The organism is Gordonia sp. (in: high G+C Gram-positive bacteria), assembly GCF_047602025.1.
Taxonomy (GTDB): Bacteria; Actinomycetota; Actinomycetes; order Mycobacteriales; family Mycobacteriaceae; genus Gordonia.
Window position 1 is genome coordinate 1,154,949 of sequence record NZ_JASGII010000001.1, and the last position, 17,494, is coordinate 1,172,442.

At 68.4% G+C, this 17,494-nt stretch carries 17 protein-coding genes and 2 tRNA genes; 11 read left to right on the forward strand and 8 right to left on the reverse strand.

Going from position 1 to position 17,494, the window contains the following annotated elements:
* The first annotated feature begins 63 nt into the window (after nt 1–63).
* From QM728_RS05720 to QM728_RS05730, 3 genes are read left to right on the forward strand one after another with little or no spacing between them, the layout of a single operon-like run.
* Entirely contained in the window at nt 64–666 is a 603-nt protein-coding gene (locus tag QM728_RS05720; protein ID WP_415031076.1) for a TetR/AcrR family transcriptional regulator, read from the forward strand.
* A gap of 43 nt (nt 667–709) precedes the next feature.
* A complete protein-coding gene (locus tag QM728_RS05725; protein ID WP_415031077.1) occupies nt 710–970 on the forward strand; it encodes a hypothetical protein in 261 nt (86 codons plus the stop codon).
* Entirely contained in the window at nt 957–1,421 is a 465-nt protein-coding gene (locus tag QM728_RS05730; RefSeq protein ID WP_415031078.1) for a DUF5130 family protein, read from the forward strand. Before QM728_RS05725 ends, QM728_RS05730 begins: the two co-directional genes overlap by 14 nt.
* An 88-nt stretch (nt 1,422–1,509) precedes the next feature.
* On the opposite strand, the gene QM728_RS05735 is transcribed toward QM728_RS05730, so the two are convergent.
* The 3 genes from QM728_RS05735 to pepN all read right to left on the reverse strand — a co-directional run bounded on the left by QM728_RS05735 (nt 1,510) and on the right by pepN (nt 6,373).
* Complete coding sequence (locus QM728_RS05735) at nt 1,510–2,295, reverse strand: hypothetical protein (protein WP_415031079.1); 786 nt, start codon at nt 2,293–2,295, stop codon at nt 1,510–1,512.
* Nucleotides 2,296–2,441: 146 nt separating this feature from the next.
* Nucleotides 2,442–3,788, reverse strand: coding sequence for a cation:dicarboxylate symporter family transporter (locus tag QM728_RS05740; RefSeq protein ID WP_415031080.1), 1,347 nt, complete (start codon nt 3,786–3,788; stop codon nt 2,442–2,444).
* 11 nt (nt 3,789–3,799) lie between these two features.
* A complete protein-coding gene (pepN, locus tag QM728_RS05745; protein WP_415031081.1) occupies nt 3,800–6,373 on the reverse strand; it encodes an aminopeptidase N in 2,574 nt (857 codons plus the stop codon).
* A gap of 77 nt (nt 6,374–6,450) precedes the next feature.
* Between pepN and QM728_RS05750 the strand changes: the two genes are divergently transcribed.
* Both QM728_RS05750 and QM728_RS05755 read left to right on the forward strand, forming a co-directional pair.
* Entirely contained in the window at nt 6,451–6,696 is a 246-nt protein-coding gene (locus QM728_RS05750; protein ID WP_415031082.1) for a hypothetical protein, read from the forward strand.
* 9 nt (nt 6,697–6,705) lie between these two features.
* Complete coding sequence (locus QM728_RS05755) at nt 6,706–7,308, forward strand: DsbA family oxidoreductase (protein WP_415031083.1); 603 nt, start codon at nt 6,706–6,708, stop codon at nt 7,306–7,308.
* Between the two features lie 13 nt (nt 7,309–7,321).
* Here QM728_RS05755 and QM728_RS05760 read toward each other — a convergent pair whose 3' ends face one another.
* On the reverse strand, nt 7,322–8,353 hold the full coding sequence (locus tag QM728_RS05760) for a M48 family metallopeptidase (RefSeq protein ID WP_415031084.1): 1,032 nt from the start codon (nt 8,351–8,353) through the stop codon (nt 7,322–7,324).
* A 22-nt stretch (nt 8,354–8,375) separates the two neighbouring features.
* Here QM728_RS05760 and QM728_RS05765 point away from each other — a divergent pair, with 22 nt between their 5' ends.
* Both QM728_RS05765 and QM728_RS05770 read left to right on the forward strand, forming a co-directional pair.
* A complete protein-coding gene (locus tag QM728_RS05765; RefSeq protein ID WP_415031085.1) occupies nt 8,376–8,849 on the forward strand; it encodes a ribose-5-phosphate isomerase in 474 nt (157 codons plus the stop codon).
* Entirely contained in the window at nt 8,842–9,666 is an 825-nt protein-coding gene (locus QM728_RS05770) for an Fpg/Nei family DNA glycosylase (RefSeq protein ID WP_415031086.1), read from the forward strand. The genes QM728_RS05765 and QM728_RS05770 overlap by 8 nt, the downstream gene beginning before the upstream one ends.
* 5 nt (nt 9,667–9,671) lie before the next feature.
* Here QM728_RS05770 and QM728_RS05775 read toward each other — a convergent pair whose 3' ends face one another.
* On the reverse strand, nt 9,672–9,956 hold the full coding sequence (locus tag QM728_RS05775; RefSeq protein ID WP_415031087.1) for a type II toxin-antitoxin system RelE family toxin: 285 nt from the start codon (nt 9,954–9,956) through the stop codon (nt 9,672–9,674).
* Nucleotides 9,957–10,046: 90 nt separating this feature from the next.
* On the opposite strand from QM728_RS05775, the gene QM728_RS05780 reads away from it, so the two are divergent.
* Entirely contained in the window at nt 10,047–10,316 is a 270-nt protein-coding gene (locus QM728_RS05780) for a type II toxin-antitoxin system Phd/YefM family antitoxin (protein WP_415031088.1), read from the forward strand.
* A 29-nt stretch (nt 10,317–10,345) separates the two neighbouring features.
* Here the strand turns inward: QM728_RS05780 and QM728_RS05785 are convergent, their stop codons facing one another.
* The 3 genes from QM728_RS05785 to QM728_RS05795 form a co-directional block, all read right to left on the reverse strand.
* Nucleotides 10,346–12,457 carry a protein kinase domain-containing protein gene (locus tag QM728_RS05785; RefSeq protein ID WP_415031089.1) on the reverse strand — a complete coding sequence of 704 codons (2,112 nt, stop codon included), beginning with the start codon at nt 12,455–12,457 and terminating at the stop codon, nt 10,346–10,348.
* A gap of 62 nt (nt 12,458–12,519) precedes the next feature.
* A complete protein-coding gene (locus QM728_RS05790) occupies nt 12,520–14,643 on the reverse strand; it encodes a protein kinase domain-containing protein (protein ID WP_415031090.1) in 2,124 nt (707 codons plus the stop codon).
* 129 nt (nt 14,644–14,772) lie between these two features.
* On the reverse strand, nt 14,773–15,453 hold the full coding sequence (locus QM728_RS05795) for a L,D-transpeptidase (RefSeq protein WP_415031091.1): 681 nt from the start codon (nt 15,451–15,453) through the stop codon (nt 14,773–14,775).
* Nucleotides 15,454–15,806: 353 nt separating this feature from the next.
* Here QM728_RS05795 and QM728_RS05800 point away from each other — a divergent pair.
* The 3 genes from QM728_RS05800 to tig all read left to right on the forward strand — a co-directional run bounded on the left by QM728_RS05800 (nt 15,807) and on the right by tig (nt 17,348).
* Nucleotides 15,807–15,877 (forward strand) — tRNA-Gly (locus QM728_RS05800).
* A gap of 14 nt (nt 15,878–15,891) precedes the next feature.
* Nucleotides 15,892–15,965, forward strand: a tRNA-Pro gene (locus tag QM728_RS05805).
* Between the two features lie 33 nt (nt 15,966–15,998).
* On the forward strand, nt 15,999–17,348 hold the full coding sequence (gene tig / locus QM728_RS05810; RefSeq protein WP_415031092.1) for a trigger factor: 1,350 nt from the start codon (nt 15,999–16,001) through the stop codon (nt 17,346–17,348).
* Nucleotides 17,349–17,494: the final 146 nt, after the last annotated feature.

Genomic DNA, 17,494 nt, shown 5'->3' on the forward strand with positions numbered 1-17,494 from the left:
GAGAGTACACAGATTGCTGAATGTGTCTACAAGGTTTGGCGAAATCTGTTTAGACTCCGCCCCATGACCCGAACCGACGCGGCGACGACGCGGGAGCGACTGCTCGCCGTGGCCGACGAGATGCTCGCCGTGAAGGGCATCCGGGCGACGACGATGAGCACCGTCGCCGAGCGGGCCGGGGTGTCGCGTGCGTGGTTGTACCGACTCTTTCCGGACAAGAACGCGCTGGTCGGGGCGGCATTGATCCGACTCGTCGAGACGACCTGGGAACGCAATCACGCCGAGCTGGAGGTTGTCGACGGCTTCGAGAGCCGGCTGGTCCTCGGCGTCGCCATCGGCCGGCGGGCCTACGACGATCCGGGCGCCACGCTGATGCGACTGCGAACGGCCGAGCCCGAGGAGTTCGCCGCGGCCATCGGCGTCGGCGTCGCTGGCCTGGTACCCGACCTCGCCGCGTTCTGGCACCGCTACGTCGTCGCCGCCGTGGAGGAGGGGGACATCCACCCGGACACCGACGTCGACGAAACCGCCGAGTGGGTCGCGCGAGTGCTGATCAGCCTGGGCAGCGTGCCCGGCAACACCATCGACGCCGACGACCCGGAAGCCATTCGACGACACTTCCGACGCTATGTGTTGCCCGCGCTACGCAGTGCGCCCGCCGACTGATAAATTCAGTGCACAGCCCAACTGCAATAGAGAGGACCAAGACGTGGTTGAAGACCTCATCGTCCCCGTCGGCTTGCCGGTGGTGATCTTGGTTTGTGCGTCGGTGATCCTGTGCGTGCTGTCGATGGCGTATCTGACCTTCGCCGGAACGACGAAGTACAAGGCGGCCAAGCACTACACGCTCGACCAGCAGTGGGACCACGACCCGATCCTGTTCTCCGCGACCGAGGTGCCGAACGTGGCAGCCCCGTCGCACGCGGAGGCGTCGAACACCGAAGGCGGTGCCGCACATGGCAAGTGGTGACGTCGTTACCCACAAGGGCGACCTGCCGATCGGCACGGTCGTCACCAACAGCGGCCGCGTCTCCGCCGTGCGCTTCCCGGACGCGGAGGTCCCCGGACCCCCGTTCACCCCGGCTGAGCTGCTGCGCCTCGACAACGCGCTGAAGGACTGCTCGGAGCAGGCGCGCGTGCGCTTCTCGGTCTACATCGGCGACCTGGGCTCGGACCCGGTGGCCGGTGCCCGCGAGGCGCTGCTGAAGGCTCCCGAGCCCGCCCACGGCGCGCTCATCGCGGTGTCGCCGAACTCGAAGGACATCGCCGTTGTCTCCGGCAGCGAGGTTGCCGGTCGCGTCAACGACCGCGTTGCCGCACTCGGCGTGACCGCCGCCGCCGGCGCGTTCCGCCGCGGCGACCTGATCGACGGCCTCGTGTCGGCGATCCGCGTGATGGCCACCGCGGCCGTCGCGCCCTGATTCACCGCTGAAAAATCTCCCCTGACGAAGGGCCGAGGGCATATTGCCCTCGAGCACTCGCCAGGGGAGATTTTCAGCAGCTGATGCGCTACAGGTCGCCGTGTGCGCGCAGCAGCTGATACTCGAAGATCGCGCTGGCGATGCCGACGGGAACCCCGACCACTGCGCCACCGATCACGGCGCCGATGCCGGCCACGGCGCCAGCGCCCATGATGCAGCCGCCGACGACACCCAGCGGGGTCAGCGGGAAGGCCAGTGCGGTCAACGCGCCGCCGGTAACCGCGCCGAGCGGGCAGCCGATGATGGCACCGCCGGCACCGCCGACGAAGGCGCCGACCCCGGTGGCGAGGCCGAAGTTGTTGCCGACGTTGTTGAGCGAGTTCTGGATGTCGGCATCTTTTTGCTCTTGCGTCTTCGGTGCGACCGAGCTGTCGTCGTCGACCCGGGTCGACCCGGGGGCGGTGGCCGCCCACGCGGTAGGTGCGGCCGGCGTTGGAAGCGTGATGCCGGGGGTGCCCGGGACGGGGATGTGCAGGGGCGCGGGCGGGGCCGTGGGTGCGTCACTCACCGGCGCCAGCCCGGTGGTCTTCGGGTCGCCCCACACCGCCTTGCCGCGGTTGTCGGACACCGATGCTGCGCCGGGGGCGGTCTTGACCGTGCCCCAGGGAGTGGCGAGTTCGGCGCGCCCGGTACTGGCGTTGCCGGAGTAGGTGATGCCGGGGGCGATCGGGGTGGTGATCATCAGCGGATTCGACGGTGTCGGACCGGCCGGGCGGCGCGGCGCGGCGTTCGCCGCGGCCGTTCCCGCGGTGAGTGCGGCAGTGGTCAGCGTTGCCGCAGCGACGGCCTTGGCCAGGGTGGTCGTGGTGCGCATGGGTGGGGTTCCTCCTTCAAAGGGCCGAATGCCCGCTCACCCTGACACCTGCGACGGACCAGCACTAATGCCGGCCGCAGAATATGGGTCACCCCGAACGCCATCGCCGCAGGTAGGGGGTGGGAAACCCGCCCATATGCGAATTACTAGGCGTTTTCCGTTTGGGGCGGTACGGGCGAATCGACACCCAATTCGAAGGGCAGCTCGCCGTCGAGAACCCGGGTCGCGCGACTCTTGTCGATCGTGTGCGTCCACTGCCCGATGAGCAGGGTGCCGACGGCGTTGCCGGAGAAATTGGTGAGCGCGCGGGCCTCGGACATGAAGCGGTCGACGCCGACGACGACCGCCACACCGCCGAGCAGGTCGGGCCGGTGCGCCTGCAGTCCGGCCGCCAGTGTGGCCAGGCCGGCACCGGTCACCCCGGCGGCGCCCTTCGACGCGATCATCATGAACAGCAGCAGGCCGAGTTGCTCGCCGATCGACATCGGATCACCCGCGGCGTCGGCGATGAACAACGACGCCATCGTCAGGTAGATCGCCGTGCCGTCGAGGTTGAACGAGTATCCGGTCGGCACGACGATGCCCACCGTCGACGTGTTCACGCCCAGGTGCTCCATCTTCGCGATCAGCGACGGCAGCGCGGGCTCGGACGACGACGTCGCGACGATCAGCAGGTACTCGCGGCCGAGATACCGAGCCAACCGGAAGATCGAGAACCCGGTGACCGCCTTGAGCAGCAGTCCCAGCACGACGAACACGAACACGATGCACGTCAGGTAGAACGCGAGGACGAAGACGAACAGCTCGCGCACCGCCGCCCAGCCGGTCTGTGACACGACGCCCGCGATCGCGCCGAAGGCGCCGATCGGAGCGGTCCACAGGATCATCGCGAGGACCTTGAAGACGAGCTTCTGGAAGTAGCCGACGGCGATCAGGATCGGCTCGCCGTCCTTGCCGAGCGCCTGGATGGCGAAGCCGACGAGCAGCGCGACGAACAGCGCCTGCAGCACCTGCCCCGACGTCAGCGCCGAGACGAGCGTGTCCGGGATGATGCCCTGCAAGAAGCCGATGGTGCCGCCCGCCTCGTGGGCCTTCTCGGCGAGTTCGGCGCCCTTGCTGGGGTCGGGCTTGAAGTCGAGGCCGGTGCCCGGCTTGAGGATGTTGCCGACGAGGAGGCCGAACGCGAGCGCGAGCGTCGACATCGCCAGGAAATAGACGAACGCGAGCCCGCCGACCTTGCCGACCGTCGCGGCTTTGCGGACCGAGCCGATGCCGATGACGATCGTGCAGAAGATGACCGGCGCGATCATCATCTTGATGAGGTTGACGAACATCGTGCCCAGGAAAGCGACTTCCTTGCCTACCGACGGCGCGACCAGCCCCACCACGATGCCGGCGATGACACCGATGATCACCAGGAGGTAGAGCCAGTGCGTCCGGTTGCGCTTGGGCTTCTCCGGCGTCGGCGGGAGCTGCTCGATCTCGGTGCTCATCACCGGGGAGTCTATGCGTCGGAGTCGAACGCCCGGGCCCGAAGCGAGCGAGCGATGCCGTCGCGGCCCTCGAGGACCAGGCGGCGCAGCGCCGGCGGGTGGTCGCCGGCGAGGAACGCGTCGGCGCGCGCCAGCCCGGCGTCGGTGTTGTCCCACGTCGGGAAGAGGCCGACGACGACGGTCTGGGCGACCTCGCTCGAGCGTCGGCTCCACACGTCGGCGACGCCGGCGTAGTACTTCTCGGCATAGGGCGCCAGCAGTTCGTCCTGGCCCGGGCGCACGAAGCCCTGGGTGATCGACCGGACGGTGATGTTCGGCAGCCCGTCGTCGTTCATCGCCGCCTCCCAGGCGGCGTCCTTGGCCGCGACCATCGGGCGGGCGGCCTTGGCGGCCTCGGCGTTGCGACGGCCCGCGGCCGTCGGATCGCGGTCGAGTTCGGCGTCAATCTCCGGAGTGTCGACGACGCCGGCGGTGGCCAGTGCGAGCAGGATCCGCCAGCGCAGGTCGGTGTCGACCGACAGGCCCGCAAGGCCGTGCGACGACGGGTCGTCGCCGTCGAGCAGGCCCCGCAGCACGGCGTGCTGGTCGGGGAAGGTGACCCCGCCGAGAAGTGTGTTGAGGAACGCCAACTGGTGGTCCGAGCCCGGTTCGGCGCCGCGTGCGAGTTCGAGGAGGCGCGCGGAAATGGTGGGCCAGCCGGCGGCCTTGGCCCACTGCGGGTCGGCGTAGGCGTCCAGGGCGGTCGTGGCCTGCAGCAGGACGCGCTGGACGACGCCGATCTCGGTCTCGCTGGCGATCCCGCGCGACACCAGGTCTAGGAAGTCGCGCGAGGTCATCTCGGCGTCGCGCGTCATCTGCCAGGCCGCCGACCAGATCAGCGTGCGGGGCATCGAGTCGGCGATGTCCGCAATTCGTTCGGTGGCGACCTTGAGCGAGTCGGCGTCGAGGCGGATCGACGCGTAGGTCAGGTCGTCGTCGTTGAGGAGCACGAGGTCGCCGCGGTCGACGCCGACCAGGTCGGCGACGTCGGTGCGCTCGCCCTCGACGTCGAGCTCGACGACGCTCTTGCGGACCAGCTTGCCGCCGTCGTCGCCGTAGATGCCCACCTTCATGCGGTGCACGCGGGTCTCGCCGGCGCCGGGGGAGGCGCCCTCCTGGACGACGGTGAAGCGGGTGATCTTGCCGTCGGCGTCGACGTCGAAGTCGGGCCGCAGGACGTTGATGCCGGTGGTCTTGAGCCACTGCGCGCCCCAGCCGGACAGATCGCGGCCGGAGGACTTCTCCAGTGCGGCGAGCAGGTCGTCGAAGGTGGCGTTGCCGAACTTGTGGGCGGCGAAGTAGTCGCGCAGGCCGGCGAGGAAGGGCTCGAGGCCGACGTAGGCGACGAGCTGCTTGAGCACCGAGGCGCCCTTGGCGTAGGTGATGCCGTCGAAGTTCACCTCGACCGCGGCGATGTCGGGGATGTCGGCGGCGACGGGGTGCGTCGACGGCAGCTGGTCCTGGCGGTAGGCCCACGACTTCTCGACGTTGGCGAAGGTCGTCCACGACGACTTGTACTCGGTGGCCTCGGCCTGGCACAGCACCGAGGCGAAGGTGGCGAAGGACTCGTTGAGCCACAGGTCGTCCCACCAGCGCATCGTCACCAGGTCGCCGAACCACATGTGCGCCATCTCGTGCAGCACCGTCTCGGCGCGACGCTCGTACAGGTAGTTGGTGACGCGCGAACGGAAGACGTAGTCCTCCAGGAACGTCACCGCGCCCGCGTTTTCCATGGCGCCGGCGTTGAACTCGGGCACGAACAGCTGGTCGTACTTGCCGAACGCGTAGGGGGTGCCGAAGTTGCGGTGGTAGAAGTCGAAGCCCTGCTTCGTCTCTTGGAAGAGGCGGTCGGCGTCCATGTACTCGGCGAGCGATTCGCGGCAGAACAGGCCGAGGTCGATCGTGCCGTGGGAGTCGGTGTAGCTGTCGGTCCAGCGGCGGTACGGCCCGGCGATCAGCGCGACGAGGTAGGTGCTGAGGAGGGGAGTCGTGGCGAAGACGTGGGTGGCGCTGCCGTCGTCGTTGGGCGTCGTCGACGCGGTCGCGCCGTTCGACACGACCTGCCAGTCGGCGGGCGCCTTGACCGTGACGTCGAAGACGGCCTTCACGTCGGGCTGGTCGAAGCAGGCGAACATGCGCTTGGCATCGGCCGTCTCGAATTGCGAGTACAGGTACACCGCGTCGTCGGTCGGGTCGACGAACCGGTGCAGGCCCTCGCCGGTGTTGGAGTACGCGCAGTCGGCGACGACGACGAGCTCGTTGCGCTCGGCCAGGTCCGGCAGCGTCAGGCCGACTTCCTCGTCGTAGCCGTCGACGGATAGTTCAGTGCCGTTGAGGGTGGCCGAGACGAGCCTGGGTGCGACGAGGTCGACGAAGGTCTGGGCGCCGGGTGTGGCGCCGAAGCTGATGGTCGTCGTGGAGCGGAACGTAGTCTCGCCCGGTTTGCCGGCGCCGTCGGTGAGGTCGAGGTCGATCCGGTACGCGGCGTCGGTGAGGACGGCGCGACGGGCAGCGGCTTGGTCGCGGGTCAGATTCGGCTCAGTCACGGGTACCACCCTAACGAGGTCGGGGCGCGGGGGCCGTCCCGACCGCGGTTGTCAGACCGGCGCGCTACGGTCCGCGCATGACAGACCAGAAGATCATCATCGACGACCTCACGGGTGCCGAGCTCGCTGCGGACGATGTGCACGGCATTACCTTCTCGATCGGACCGGCGAGGTACCGGTTGGAAGGGGCAGCAGACTCCATCGACGGCTTCCGCAGCATGCTCGAACGTTTCGCCGCGCGGGCGGCCCCGATCAACGCGGAGGCGGTCGCCGGAATCGGCCGGCTGCGGGCGGCGCAAGCCCAGAGGTTGCGGGAGGAGTAGAACGGAGTCATGAGCAATCGCGCTGACTTCTGGTTTGACCCCCTGTGCCCGTGGTGCTGGATCACCTCCCGCTGGATCCTTGAGGCGGAGAAGGTGCGTCCCATCGACGTCAACTTCCACATCATGAGCCTGGCCGTCCTCAACGAGGGCAAGGACATTCCCGACGAGTACCGCGAGGGCCTCAAGCACGCCTGGAAGCCGGTGCGCGTGCTGGCCGCCGCACAGGCCGAACGCGGCGACGAGATCCTCTCGCCGCTCTACACCGCGATGGGCACCCGCATCCACAACGAGGGTGACAAGGACCTCGACTCGGTGATCGCCGGCTCGCTCGCCGACGTCGGACTGCCCGCCGAGCTGGCGAAGGCGGCGGACTCCACCGAGTTCGACGAGGCCATCCGCACGAGCCACCACGAGGGCATGGACAAGGTCGGCGACGACGTCGGCACCCCGACGATCCACGTCAACAACGTGGCCTTCTTCGGTCCGGTGCTCTCGCGCATTCCGCGGGGCGAGGACGCCGGCACGCTGTGGGACGGCGTGGTCGCCGTCGCATCGAACCCGCACTTCTTCGAGCTCAAGCGGACCCGCACCGAGGACCCGGCCTTCGACTGAGCCCGCCGAGCCCCTACGGCTTGGTCTGCGAGATCATGCCGTTCGGCAGGAAGCCGTCGGGCACGGCCGCCGGGTGGGGCGGCTGCGGGTTCAGCGGTGCGACGTTGCCGCTGCCGACGCCGCGCACGATGACCTTCGGCCGCGCGATCATCGCGCCCGGCCGGGTCCGGTCGCGCAATGCGGCGGCGCGCCAGGTCAACACCGGGTGCGTGGCCAACAGGTTCACGATGTGCACGAACGGCCCGCGCTCCTGCGTCGCCCGGTCGGCGAACTGGTCGAAGTCGATCGCCGACAGCATGTACTTGCCCGCCGACAGCACGCCGATCACGCCGGGCGCGGCCGACGGCTGCGTGTAGTAGCCGTAGTTGTCGGCGGTGTACTCCTGGGCGCGCGAGAGCGTCGTGCCGAGCACGGGGATCGCGAAGGCGATCGACGACGCCAGCTGGCGCCAGTACGACACGTGGCCGGCGGCGATGTGGCCGACCTCGTGGCCGATGATGAACCGCAAGGTCTCCGGGTCACGCGCCTGGCCGCCGATCTCGAACAGGTCGCTGGTGACGACGACGAAACGGCGGAACCCGTGGCCCGAGGCCATCGCGTTGATCGTGCCGTTGCCGTTCATCACGTAGGCGTCGGGGATGTACTCGAGGCCGTAGCGGGCCGCTGCGTCGACGACCATCTGGTAGGCCTCGGGGAACTGGGTCGGCGTCAATTGCACCGCGCCGACCCGCTGACGGGCGTAGCCGATGCCACGGCCGAAGGCCAGCAGCAGCGGCAGGCCCAGCACCGAGAGCAACTGCCAGCTGAAGCTGCTGACCATGACCACCAGGACGATGCCCAGGTAGAGGAACAGCGTCGCCAGGATGACCACGACGAGCATCGGGATCTCCCACGGGTGCCGCTGCGGGGCACCGGCGAATCGGGCGGGCGGCAGCCACGTCGCGTCGGCGGGGAGCTGCTGGGGTTCGGGGGTCGGTCCGGCCGGGATTCCGGGCACCGAGGGAATCGGTGAGGACAGGCCGGGGGTCGTTTCTGGGTGAGCCACGACTCCAAACTATAGTGACGCCATGCGCGTCTATCTTGGTGGCGACCACGCCGGCTTCGAATTGAAGGCCCGAATCGCAGAACATCTGACGGCCGGTGGCCACGAAGTCATCGACTGCGGTGCGTTCGAATACGACGCCCAGGACGACTACCCGGCCTTCTGCATCGACGCCGCCAAGCGGACCGTCGCCGATCCGGGCAGCCTCGGCATCGTCCTCGGCGGCAGCGGCAACGGCGAGCAGATCGCCGCGAACAAGGTGCCCGGCGCCCGGTGTGCGCTCGCTTGGAGCGTCGAGACCGCCGAGCTCGCGCGCCAGCACAACAACGCGCAGCTGATCGGTATCGGGGGCCGTATGCACACCGAGGCCGAGGCCCTGGCCATCGTCGACGCGTTCATCTCGACGCCGTGGTCGGAGGAGCCGCGCCACCAGCGCCGCATCGACATCCTCGCCGAGTACGAGCGCACCGGGGAAGCCCCCGCCGTGCCCGGTGCCTGAGGGCCACACCCTTCATCGACTCGCCCGGCGCCAGCAGCGCCTGTTCGGCGGGAACCCCGTTGCGCTGAGCAGCCCGCAGGGGCGCTTCGCCGACCAAGCCGCGATGCTCGACGGCTGGACCTTCCACCGCGCGCAGGCGTGGGGCAAGCACCTCGTGCAGGAGTACCGCCCACCCGGTTCGACGCCGCGCTCGGGCCCGCGACAGTTGGTCCACGTCCACCTCGGGATCTACGGCGCCTTCCACGATCTGGCCGTGCCACCGGGTCCGCCCGTCGGGCAGGTGCGCCTGCGGATCGTCGGGCCGACTGCCGCTGTCGACTTGCGCGGCCCCAACGCGTGTGAGCTCTACACGCCCGAGGATCTGGACGCTCTGATCGCCCGGCTCGGCCCCGATCCGCTGCGGCCCGACTCCGATCCGTCGCGCGCGAGGGCCGCGATCCAGAAGTCGAAGCGGCCGATCGGCGCGCTGCTGATGGACCAGAAGGTGATCGCCGGCATCGGGAACGTCTATCGCGCCGAGGTGCTCTACCGCGCGGGGATCAACCCGCACCGGCCGGGCACGTCGATCACCGACGAGGAGTTCGACGCGCTGTGGCGGGACCTGCTGCTCCTCATGCCCGTCGGCGTGCGGCGCGGCCAGATGCACGTGATGCGGCCCGAGGACGATCACGGTGCACCGGCGTATCGGCCGGACCGGCCGCGAACCTATGTGTACCGACGGGCGGGGGAGCCGTGCCGCATCTGCGGGACCCCCGTCGCCCACGAGGTCATGGAGGGCCGCAACCTCTTCTGGTGTCCGGAGTGTCAGCCGGGCTGACGACGCTACCTCTTCTTGTAGACGGAACTGCGGTGTTCGACGCGGAACACTTCCACGAGCACCGACGTGTCGGTGACGGTGTAAAGGATGCGGTGGTCGCGCACTCTGATGCGATAGGCGTTGGGGATGGCGGTGTAGTTGGTGGCTGCTGGTGGGCGCGGTTCGTCCGCGAGGGAGGTGACGGTGGCTGCGATCTGCCGGGCGAGCTTCTTGTCAGCCTTGGCGATCTTCGCCAGTTCGCGGGCCGCTGCGCCGGTGTACTCGACGGTGTAGGCCTTTCCCGAGGGCATGACCTAACAATAGTACCTAGCTATGTACATAATGGTAATTATGGACTTAATGGTGTATATTTGGTTCAACCTCAGATAGGAGCACCGACAATGGCAACCGAACGGCACACGAGCGTCCCTGTCGCAGAATTCCGCGCCAACCTCGGCGATGCCATCTCCCGCAGCGCCTACGCCGGCGAACGCATCGTCATCACAAAGCACGGTAAGCCCGCCGCCGCGCTCATCTCCGCCGACGACCTCGAGTATCTGGAGGAGCTTGAAGCCTCAGCCGACGTCGCAGCCCTTAAGGAAGCACGCGCCAACGACGACGGAGTCCGCTACAGCGCGGCGGAAGTACACGCGTCACTCGGCCTGGACTGAGCTGAGAAGTCGGGACGTAGCACTGTCCGCTACTCCGGCGGCTTGCCCCAGCAGTAGCGTTCGCCGTCGGCAATGGCGCAGGCGAAGTCCCGGCCCGCGGAAACCGCGGTCACGTTGTGCAGGCCCTCTACCTTGGTGGGGGCGTAGTACTGACCGGCGCGTTCTTGGCCGAGCTGGCCGGTGTTGTTCTTGCCCCAGCAGTACACCGAGCCACCGTCGACGGCACAGAAGAAGCCGGCGCCGCCGGAGATGTCGGTCGGCTTCGACAATCCGGCGACGGGGGCCGGGGGTTGCGGGAGGCTGCGCCCCTCGCCGTTGCCGAGGACACCGTCGGTGCCGGTGCCCCAGCAGTAGACAGCGGTCTTGTTGAAGGCACACCACGACCAGCCGTCACCGTCGGCGTCGATGCCCTCGATGTCCTTGACCAGCGGCATCTCGTCCGGAAACGAGGGCTTCGCGTCGGCCGAGGTCACCATCTTGCCGTCGCGGGTGATGCCTTGGCAGGTGACTTTTCCGACGCTGGAGACGACGCACATCGTCGATGAGCGCACGACCACTTTCGAGGCAGAGCCGAAGATCGAGACGTTGACCTGTCCGTAGTAGAGGTTCTCCTCGTCGCGCAGCGGTGCGTTGGCGAGCGAATTGAGGTTGCCCCAACAGCGCAACTTGGCGGTCTTGACGATGCAGCCGCGCAGAGTGGAGACGCTCACCGCCGTGATCGGCGCCGGTGCCGGTGCGGGCGTGGACGTCGTGGCGGGGTCGGCCGGCGGCTTCGGCACGCCCATGTGACCTCCGTCGGCGCCCCAGCAACCCATGGCCTTGCCGCCGTCGTGGATCGCACAGCTGAAATCCGGGGCGACGGCGACCGCTGTGGTGGGCTTCTTCAAGCCCGCCACCTTGCTCGCCGTCGTGGGGCCGCCGAATTTGCCGTTGCCCAGTTGACCCCGTTCGTTGGATTCGCCCCAGCAGTAGACGTCGCCGTCGTTGATCCCGCATACGGTCCGGGGACCGTATGCGCTGCTGGCCGTCGACAGAGCCGTCCACGCACCGGGCTTCGCGCCGGCCGGGTTGGCCAACTGCCACTCCGCGCGCTGCGGTGGCTCTTGGGTGGAACGGTGCCAGAGGACGCCGCCGGTGGTGCCTGCCGCGATGACCAGTAGCGCGGCGAGTGCCGCGTATAGCCCCTTGCGACGCTTCTTCCGCGGAGGGGGAAACGGCGCCGGGTACGGGTACGCGCCGTACGACGTCGGAGGCGGCGCGGTGATTCCGGCGGGCGGGGGAGGGAGCGGTGCCGGCACGATGGTGTCGCGGGAGGAACCCGCCAGTGAGCGATCGAGCGCCTCGGCGAATTCGGCGCAGCTGCCAAAACGTTGCGCCGGATCCTTGGCGAGTGCGCGGTTCAGCACCGGATCCACAGCGGCGAGGTCGGGACGGTGCCGTGTCACCGACGGCACTGGCGCGGTGGCGTGCGCGGCGAGGAGCTCGCCGGTGGCGCCGGTGAACGGCGCGTGTCCCGTGAGCGCCTGATAGGCGGTGACGGCGAGGGCGTACTGATCCGACGCGGCGGTGGCCGGCTCGCCGCGGATCACCTCCGGCGCCATGTACGGCGGGGAGCCGAGCGGCTGGAACGGTTGGGTCAGCTGCGTCGACGATTGGGCGACGTCTTTGACGATGCCGAAGTCGACCAGCACCACCCGATCCAGGAGGCCGTTGGCACCGCGGGTCAGGATGATGTTGCCCGGCTTGACGTCGCGGTGGATGACGTCGTGCGCGTGGGCGTAGTCCAGCGCCGGACCAACACGACCGATGATCTCGGACACCTCACGGGCGGGCAGGCGTCCGGCGACCTTGGCCAGATCCTCGCCGTCGAGAAACGCCATCGTGTACCAGGGCGTGTCGTCGGTGACGCCGAACTCGTGGATCGTCACGATCCCGGGGTGGTGCAGGTTTGCCGCTGCGCGGGCCTCCCGGCGGAACCGCTCGTCGGCGTCGGCGATGCCGGGCGTGGGCTTGACCGTCTTCAGCGCCTCATCGCGCGCGAGCCGCGGATTGGCGACGCGATAGACCGTCCCCATGCCACCGGTGCCGAGGACCTCGATGACGCGGTAGCCCGCGAACTCATCGCCCGGTTCCAACGCCATGGGTACTCCTTCGCCAGGCACCGCCCCTCGTGGTGCACGTGAAATACCTTACGGTGCCCGGCTCACTGCACAGGCGGCTTGCCCCAGCAGTAGCGCTCCCCGTCGGCGAGGGCACAGGCGAATTCGCGGCCCGCGATCACCGACGTCACGTTGTGCACGCCCTCGACCTTGGTCGCGGTCTGGACACCGGGTTGGTCGTTGCCGTTCTGGCCGACCGAGTTCGTTCCCCAGCAGTACGCGGAGCCCTCGGCCGCCGCGCAGAAGAACTCCATTCCGCCGGACAGGGAGGTGGGGTTGGTGAGGCCTTCAACGGGGATCGGAGGCGAGTTGACGAAGCGCTCGTCGCCATTGCCCAGCAACCCGTCCCCGCCCGAGCCCCAGCAGTACACCTTCGCCTTGCTGCGCGCGCACCAGGTGAAGCCGACAGAGCTGCCCTCGACTTCGACGATGTCCTTCAGAATCGGCATCTCGGCGACAATCGGATTCGTGGGTTGCGCGTGCACGTCGGTCACGCGGTCATCCATGCGGCCGTCGGTCGTGGTTCCCTGGCACTTCACCGTGCCGCCCTTGGCGACGACGCACATCGTGCTCGGCCGCGTCGCCACCTGGACCACCTCGCCGAACACCGAGACATCGGTGGGGCCCCAGTGCATGCTCCCTTGAATATCGGCGGGATTGTCACTGAGAAGGTTGAGTTTGCCCCAGCACTTGGGCTTTCCGGTCTTGATCAGGCAGCCGCGGATCGAGGCGACACTGATGGCGGTCACGCGTTCCTTCGACGGCTTCGCCGGTGGCGGCATCGTGGCGGGGCGCGGCGCGTCCATGCGCCCGTTGTTCCGTCCCCAACAGCCGGTGAGTCGGCCGTCGTCGTGTATCGCGCACGCGAAATCCGGGCCGACGGCGATGTCGATGACGGGCTTGATGAGGTTCTCGACCTTGCGGAACTGTGCCGGTGCGCCGACCTTGCCCAGCTGACCCATGTCGTTCGACTCGCCCCAGCAGTAGGCCTCGCCGTCGTTGATCCCGCACACCGACCGGGGGCCGTGGGTGTTGCTCTCGGTGGCCAACTTGGTCCAGGCCCCTGGCTTGACGCCCGCGGGGTTCGCGAGATGCCAGTCGGCCCGCTGCGGCGGAGCCTGGTTGGCGCGGTGCCACAGCACGCCGCCGGTGGTGCCGGCGACGACGACCAGCAGGGCCGCAAGCGCGGCATAAAGGCCTTTGCGGCGCTTCTTCGGCGGCGGCGGTGGCAGGGGAGCGGCGCCGTACGGGGACGGGGCGTACGCGGTCGGCGGTGGCGGGTAGGTGGCCACGGGCGGCATTGTCGGCGGTGGCAAGGTCGGCGGCGCGACCGCGTCTCGCGACGCTCCGGCCAGCGCGAAGCCCAGGGCGTCGGCGAACTCGGCACAACTGCCGAAGCGCTGGGCGGGGTCTTTGGCGAGGGCGCGGCTGAGGGCCTGGTCGGCGGCAGCGAGGTCGGGGCGGTGCCGGGTGATCGACGGCGGGGGAGCGGTGGCGTGCGCGGCGAGGAGTTCGCCGGTCGATCCCGCGAACGGGGTGTGGCCGGTGAGGGCCTGGAAGGCGGTGACCGCCAAGGCGTACTGGTCCGACGCGGCGGTGGCCGGCTCGCCGCGAATGAGTTCGGGCGCCATGTACGGCGGGGAGCCGAGCGGCTGGTACGGCTGGGTCAGCTGCGTCGGCTGGGCAACGTCCTTGACGATGCCGAAGTCGACGAGGACGACACGGTCGAGCAAGCGGTTGGCGCCGCGGGTGAGGATGATGTTCCCCGGCTTCACGTCGCGGTGGATCACGCTGCGAGAGTGTGCGTAGTCGAGCGCCTGACCCACCCGGCCGATGATCTCGGTGACCTCGTGTGCGGGCAGGCGGCCCGCGACCTTGGCAAGGTCGTCGCCCCGCAGGTATTCCATCGTGTACCAGGGCGTGTCGTCGGTGACGTCGAACTTGTGGATGGTGACGATGCTCGGATGGCTCAGATTGGCGGCCGCGTGGGCCTCGCGGCGGAAGCGCTCGTCGGCGTCGGGGATCCCGGTCGTCGGACGGACGGTCTTGAGAGCCTCGTCGCGAGCCAGGTTCGCGTTGGTGACGCGGTATACGGTGCCCATGCCGCCCGTGCCGAGGACCTCGATGATGCGGTAGCCCGCAAATTCGTCGCCCGGTTCCAACGTCATGAGTCCTCCTGTTGTCGCTCACCGCAGCGGCGGCACATCAACACAATACGAGGTGGTCGGGGACGCGACACAAACAAGTGAGCCGGACCCTCCGAGGAGGATCCGGCTCACTGTGCGTCTATGTGGGAGCTAGTCGCGCGGGGTGCGCCAGTTGCCGCCACCGATGGTGCCGCGGACGACGATCGGGGTGCCGCGCGGGATGTGCTCGAACACCCACTTGCCGTTCGCCATGCTGACGTTCAGGCAGCCGTGGCTCGCGTTCGAGACGCCCTGCTGGGCGACCGACCATGGAGCGGCGTGGATGAAGATGCCGTTCCAGTCCATGCGGACGGCGTACTCGACGAAGGTGCGGTAGCCCTCCGGCGACTTCACGGGCACGCCGTAGGTGGACGAGTCCATCCACATCGAGCGACGACGGTCCTTGACGTAGTAGGTGCCGTTGGGCGTTGGGTGCTTGTTGTTGCCCATCGAGACCGGCATGGAGCGGTCGAAGATGCCGTTGCGGTACCAGAAGACGTAGTGCAGGTGGTCGTCGGACAGGCCGACCCAGCCGGTGCGGCTGGCGACAGCGGGCTGCGCCGGCGGACGCGGAGCCTTCGGTCCCGAGGGCTGCTGCTTCTGCTGCGGCTTCGGACGCGGCTTCGGCGGCTTGTAGCCGGGGATCTCGACCGGGGGCAGGCCCGGGATGATCGTGACCGGCGCGGCCTGTGCCTGGGCGGGGAGCGCGGCGGTCAGTGCCACGGCGCCCGCGAGTCCGGCGAGCAGGCCCTTGGCAGCGCCTCGCCGAGCATGCTTGGTGGTGCTAAGCATTCTCTGGTGTTCCTTCACATTCGTTGGGGCTTCGAATTGCCACCGCGGGGTTGGAGACCAACCCTGGTGATATCCAGCGCGGAACCAGGTCCGCTCGGATTGATCATCGACAATGGTCGCATAAACGTTTCAGGATGGCCACAGCGTTTCCTTACCTCCCAGGCGATACACAGGGAGATCCCGGCGAAACGACGCGGTGCCTGCGGTTATGCGGCCTGTGACATTTTCCACTCGACGACGCGTCCGCGTGTCGTCGGAGGGCCGGCGCCCCGATTTCGGGCCCCGCGTCGGCGCGAGGTACAGTCGGTCATCGCATGCGGCGGTTCCGGCGATCCCGGCAGCGCCGCCTGCTCGCGGGTGTAGCTCAATGGTAGAGCCCTAGTCTTCCAAACTAGCTACGCGGGTTCGATTCCCGTCACCCGCTCTGCAGCGAGCCCACGGGATGTGGCGCAGCTTGGTAGCGCATCCGCTTTGGGAGCGGAGGGTCGCAGGTTCAAATCCTGTCATCCCGACACTACGACCTACATATATAAGGAGAGACGCGCGTGAAGAGCAGCGTGGAACAGTTGGACCCGACCCGGGTGAAGTTGACCGTCGAGATCCCGTTCGAGGAGCTCGAGCCCGGATTCGAGCAGGCCTACGCCGCGCTCGCCCAGCAGATCAACATCCCGGGCTTCCGTCCCGGCACGGCCCCGGCCAAGTTGATCGAGACCCGCGTCGGCCGTGACGCCGTCCTGGAGCAGGTCGTCAACGACATCCTCCCGATCAAGTACTCCGAGGCCGTCGAAGAGCACGACATCAAGGTCATCTCCAACCCCGACATCGACGTCGAGGACCTGGTCGACGGCAAGCCGGTCAAGTTCACCGCCACCGTCGACATCCGCCCGGAGATCAAGCTGCCGGACTACTCCAAGCTGAAGGTCACCGTCGACGCCGTCAAGGACGACGAGACCGCCGTCGACGAGCAGCTCGAGGGCCTGCGCGAGCGCTTCGGCACCCTCAAGCCCGTCGAGCGCGGCGCCAAGAACGGCGACCACGTCGTGCTGGACCTCGCGGCCACGGTCGACGGCAAGCCCGTCGCCGACGCCACCGCCGAAGGCCTCTCCCACGAGCTCGGCTCCGGCCAGCTGATCGACGGTCTCGACGAGGCAGTCGTCGGGCTGAAGACCGGTGAGCAGGCCGAGTTCACCACCAAGCTGGTGGCCGGCGAGTACGCCGATTCCGACGCCAACGTGACCGTCAAGGTCGGCGCGGTCAAGGAGCGCGAGCTGCCCGAACTCGACGACGAGTTCGCCCAGATGGCCAGCGAGTTCGATACCGTCGACGAGCTGCGCGCCGCGGTCGCCGACCAGGTCGGCCAGAACCAGAAGATCGAGCAGGCCAACAGCATCCGCGACGCGGTGCTCGAAGAGCTGATCGACACCGTCGACTTCCCTGTCCCCGAGGGCGTCGTCGACGAGGCCGTCGAGAACCAGACCGCCGAGGTCATGCAGAGCATCGGTGGCGACGAGGCCATGTTCGAGCGCCTGCTCGAAGCGCAGGGCACCACCCGCGAGGAGTTCGAGAAGGACGCCCGCGACGGTGCTGCGCGCGCCGTCAAGGCCCAGCTGCTGCTGGACGAGATCGCCGACGCCGAGGAGACCGAGGTCAGCCAGGACGAGCTGACCCAGCAGATCATCTTCCTGGCGCAGCGCTACCAGATGGAGCCGCAGGAGTTCGTCAACCAGCTCCAGGCCTCCAACCAGGTCGGCGCGCTGATCGCCGACGCCCGTCGCAACAAGGCGCTGGCGTCGATCATCAGCCGCGTGCCGGTCAAGGACGACAAGGGCAAGAAGATCGACACCACCGAATTCTTCGGCCCCTTCGACGACGAGGACGCCGCCGACGACAAGTAGTCCGGCAACGTCACGCGACGGCCGCATCGGGAACTCCCCGGTGCGGCCGTCGTCGTTTCCGCGGCCCGTGGTCCCCTCGGGGCACCCGTTCGGGTGGAACATCGTTTAGCTGTGAGCGAATCGGCGTGTTATTGGGAAGGGTTGGG

Coding starts and splice junctions, on each gene's coding strand:
- QM728_RS05720 (WP_415031076.1), top strand. CDS start 64: ATGACCCGAACCGACGCGGCGACGACGCGGGAGCGACTGCTCGCCGTG.
- QM728_RS05730 (WP_415031078.1), top strand. CDS start 957: ATGGCAAGTGGTGACGTCGTTACCCACAAGGGCGACCTGCCGATCGGC.
- QM728_RS05735 (WP_415031079.1), bottom strand. CDS start 2,295: ATGCGCACCACGACCACCCTGGCCAAGGCCGTCGCTGCGGCAACGCTG.
- QM728_RS05740 (WP_415031080.1), bottom strand. CDS start 3,788: ATGAGCACCGAGATCGAGCAGCTCCCGCCGACGCCGGAGAAGCCCAAG.
- QM728_RS05750 (WP_415031082.1), top strand. CDS start 6,451: ATGACAGACCAGAAGATCATCATCGACGACCTCACGGGTGCCGAGCTC.
- QM728_RS05755 (WP_415031083.1), top strand. CDS start 6,706: ATGAGCAATCGCGCTGACTTCTGGTTTGACCCCCTGTGCCCGTGGTGC.
- QM728_RS05765 (WP_415031085.1), top strand. CDS start 8,376: ATGCGCGTCTATCTTGGTGGCGACCACGCCGGCTTCGAATTGAAGGCC.
- QM728_RS05775 (WP_415031087.1), bottom strand. CDS start 9,956: ATGCCCTCGGGAAAGGCCTACACCGTCGAGTACACCGGCGCAGCGGCC.
- QM728_RS05780 (WP_415031088.1), top strand. CDS start 10,047: ATGGCAACCGAACGGCACACGAGCGTCCCTGTCGCAGAATTCCGCGCC.
- QM728_RS05785 (WP_415031089.1), bottom strand. CDS start 12,457: ATGGCGTTGGAACCGGGCGATGAGTTCGCGGGCTACCGCGTCATCGAG.
- QM728_RS05790 (WP_415031090.1), bottom strand. CDS start 14,643: ATGACGTTGGAACCGGGCGACGAATTTGCGGGCTACCGCATCATCGAG.
- QM728_RS05795 (WP_415031091.1), bottom strand. CDS start 15,453: ATGCTTAGCACCACCAAGCATGCTCGGCGAGGCGCTGCCAAGGGCCTG.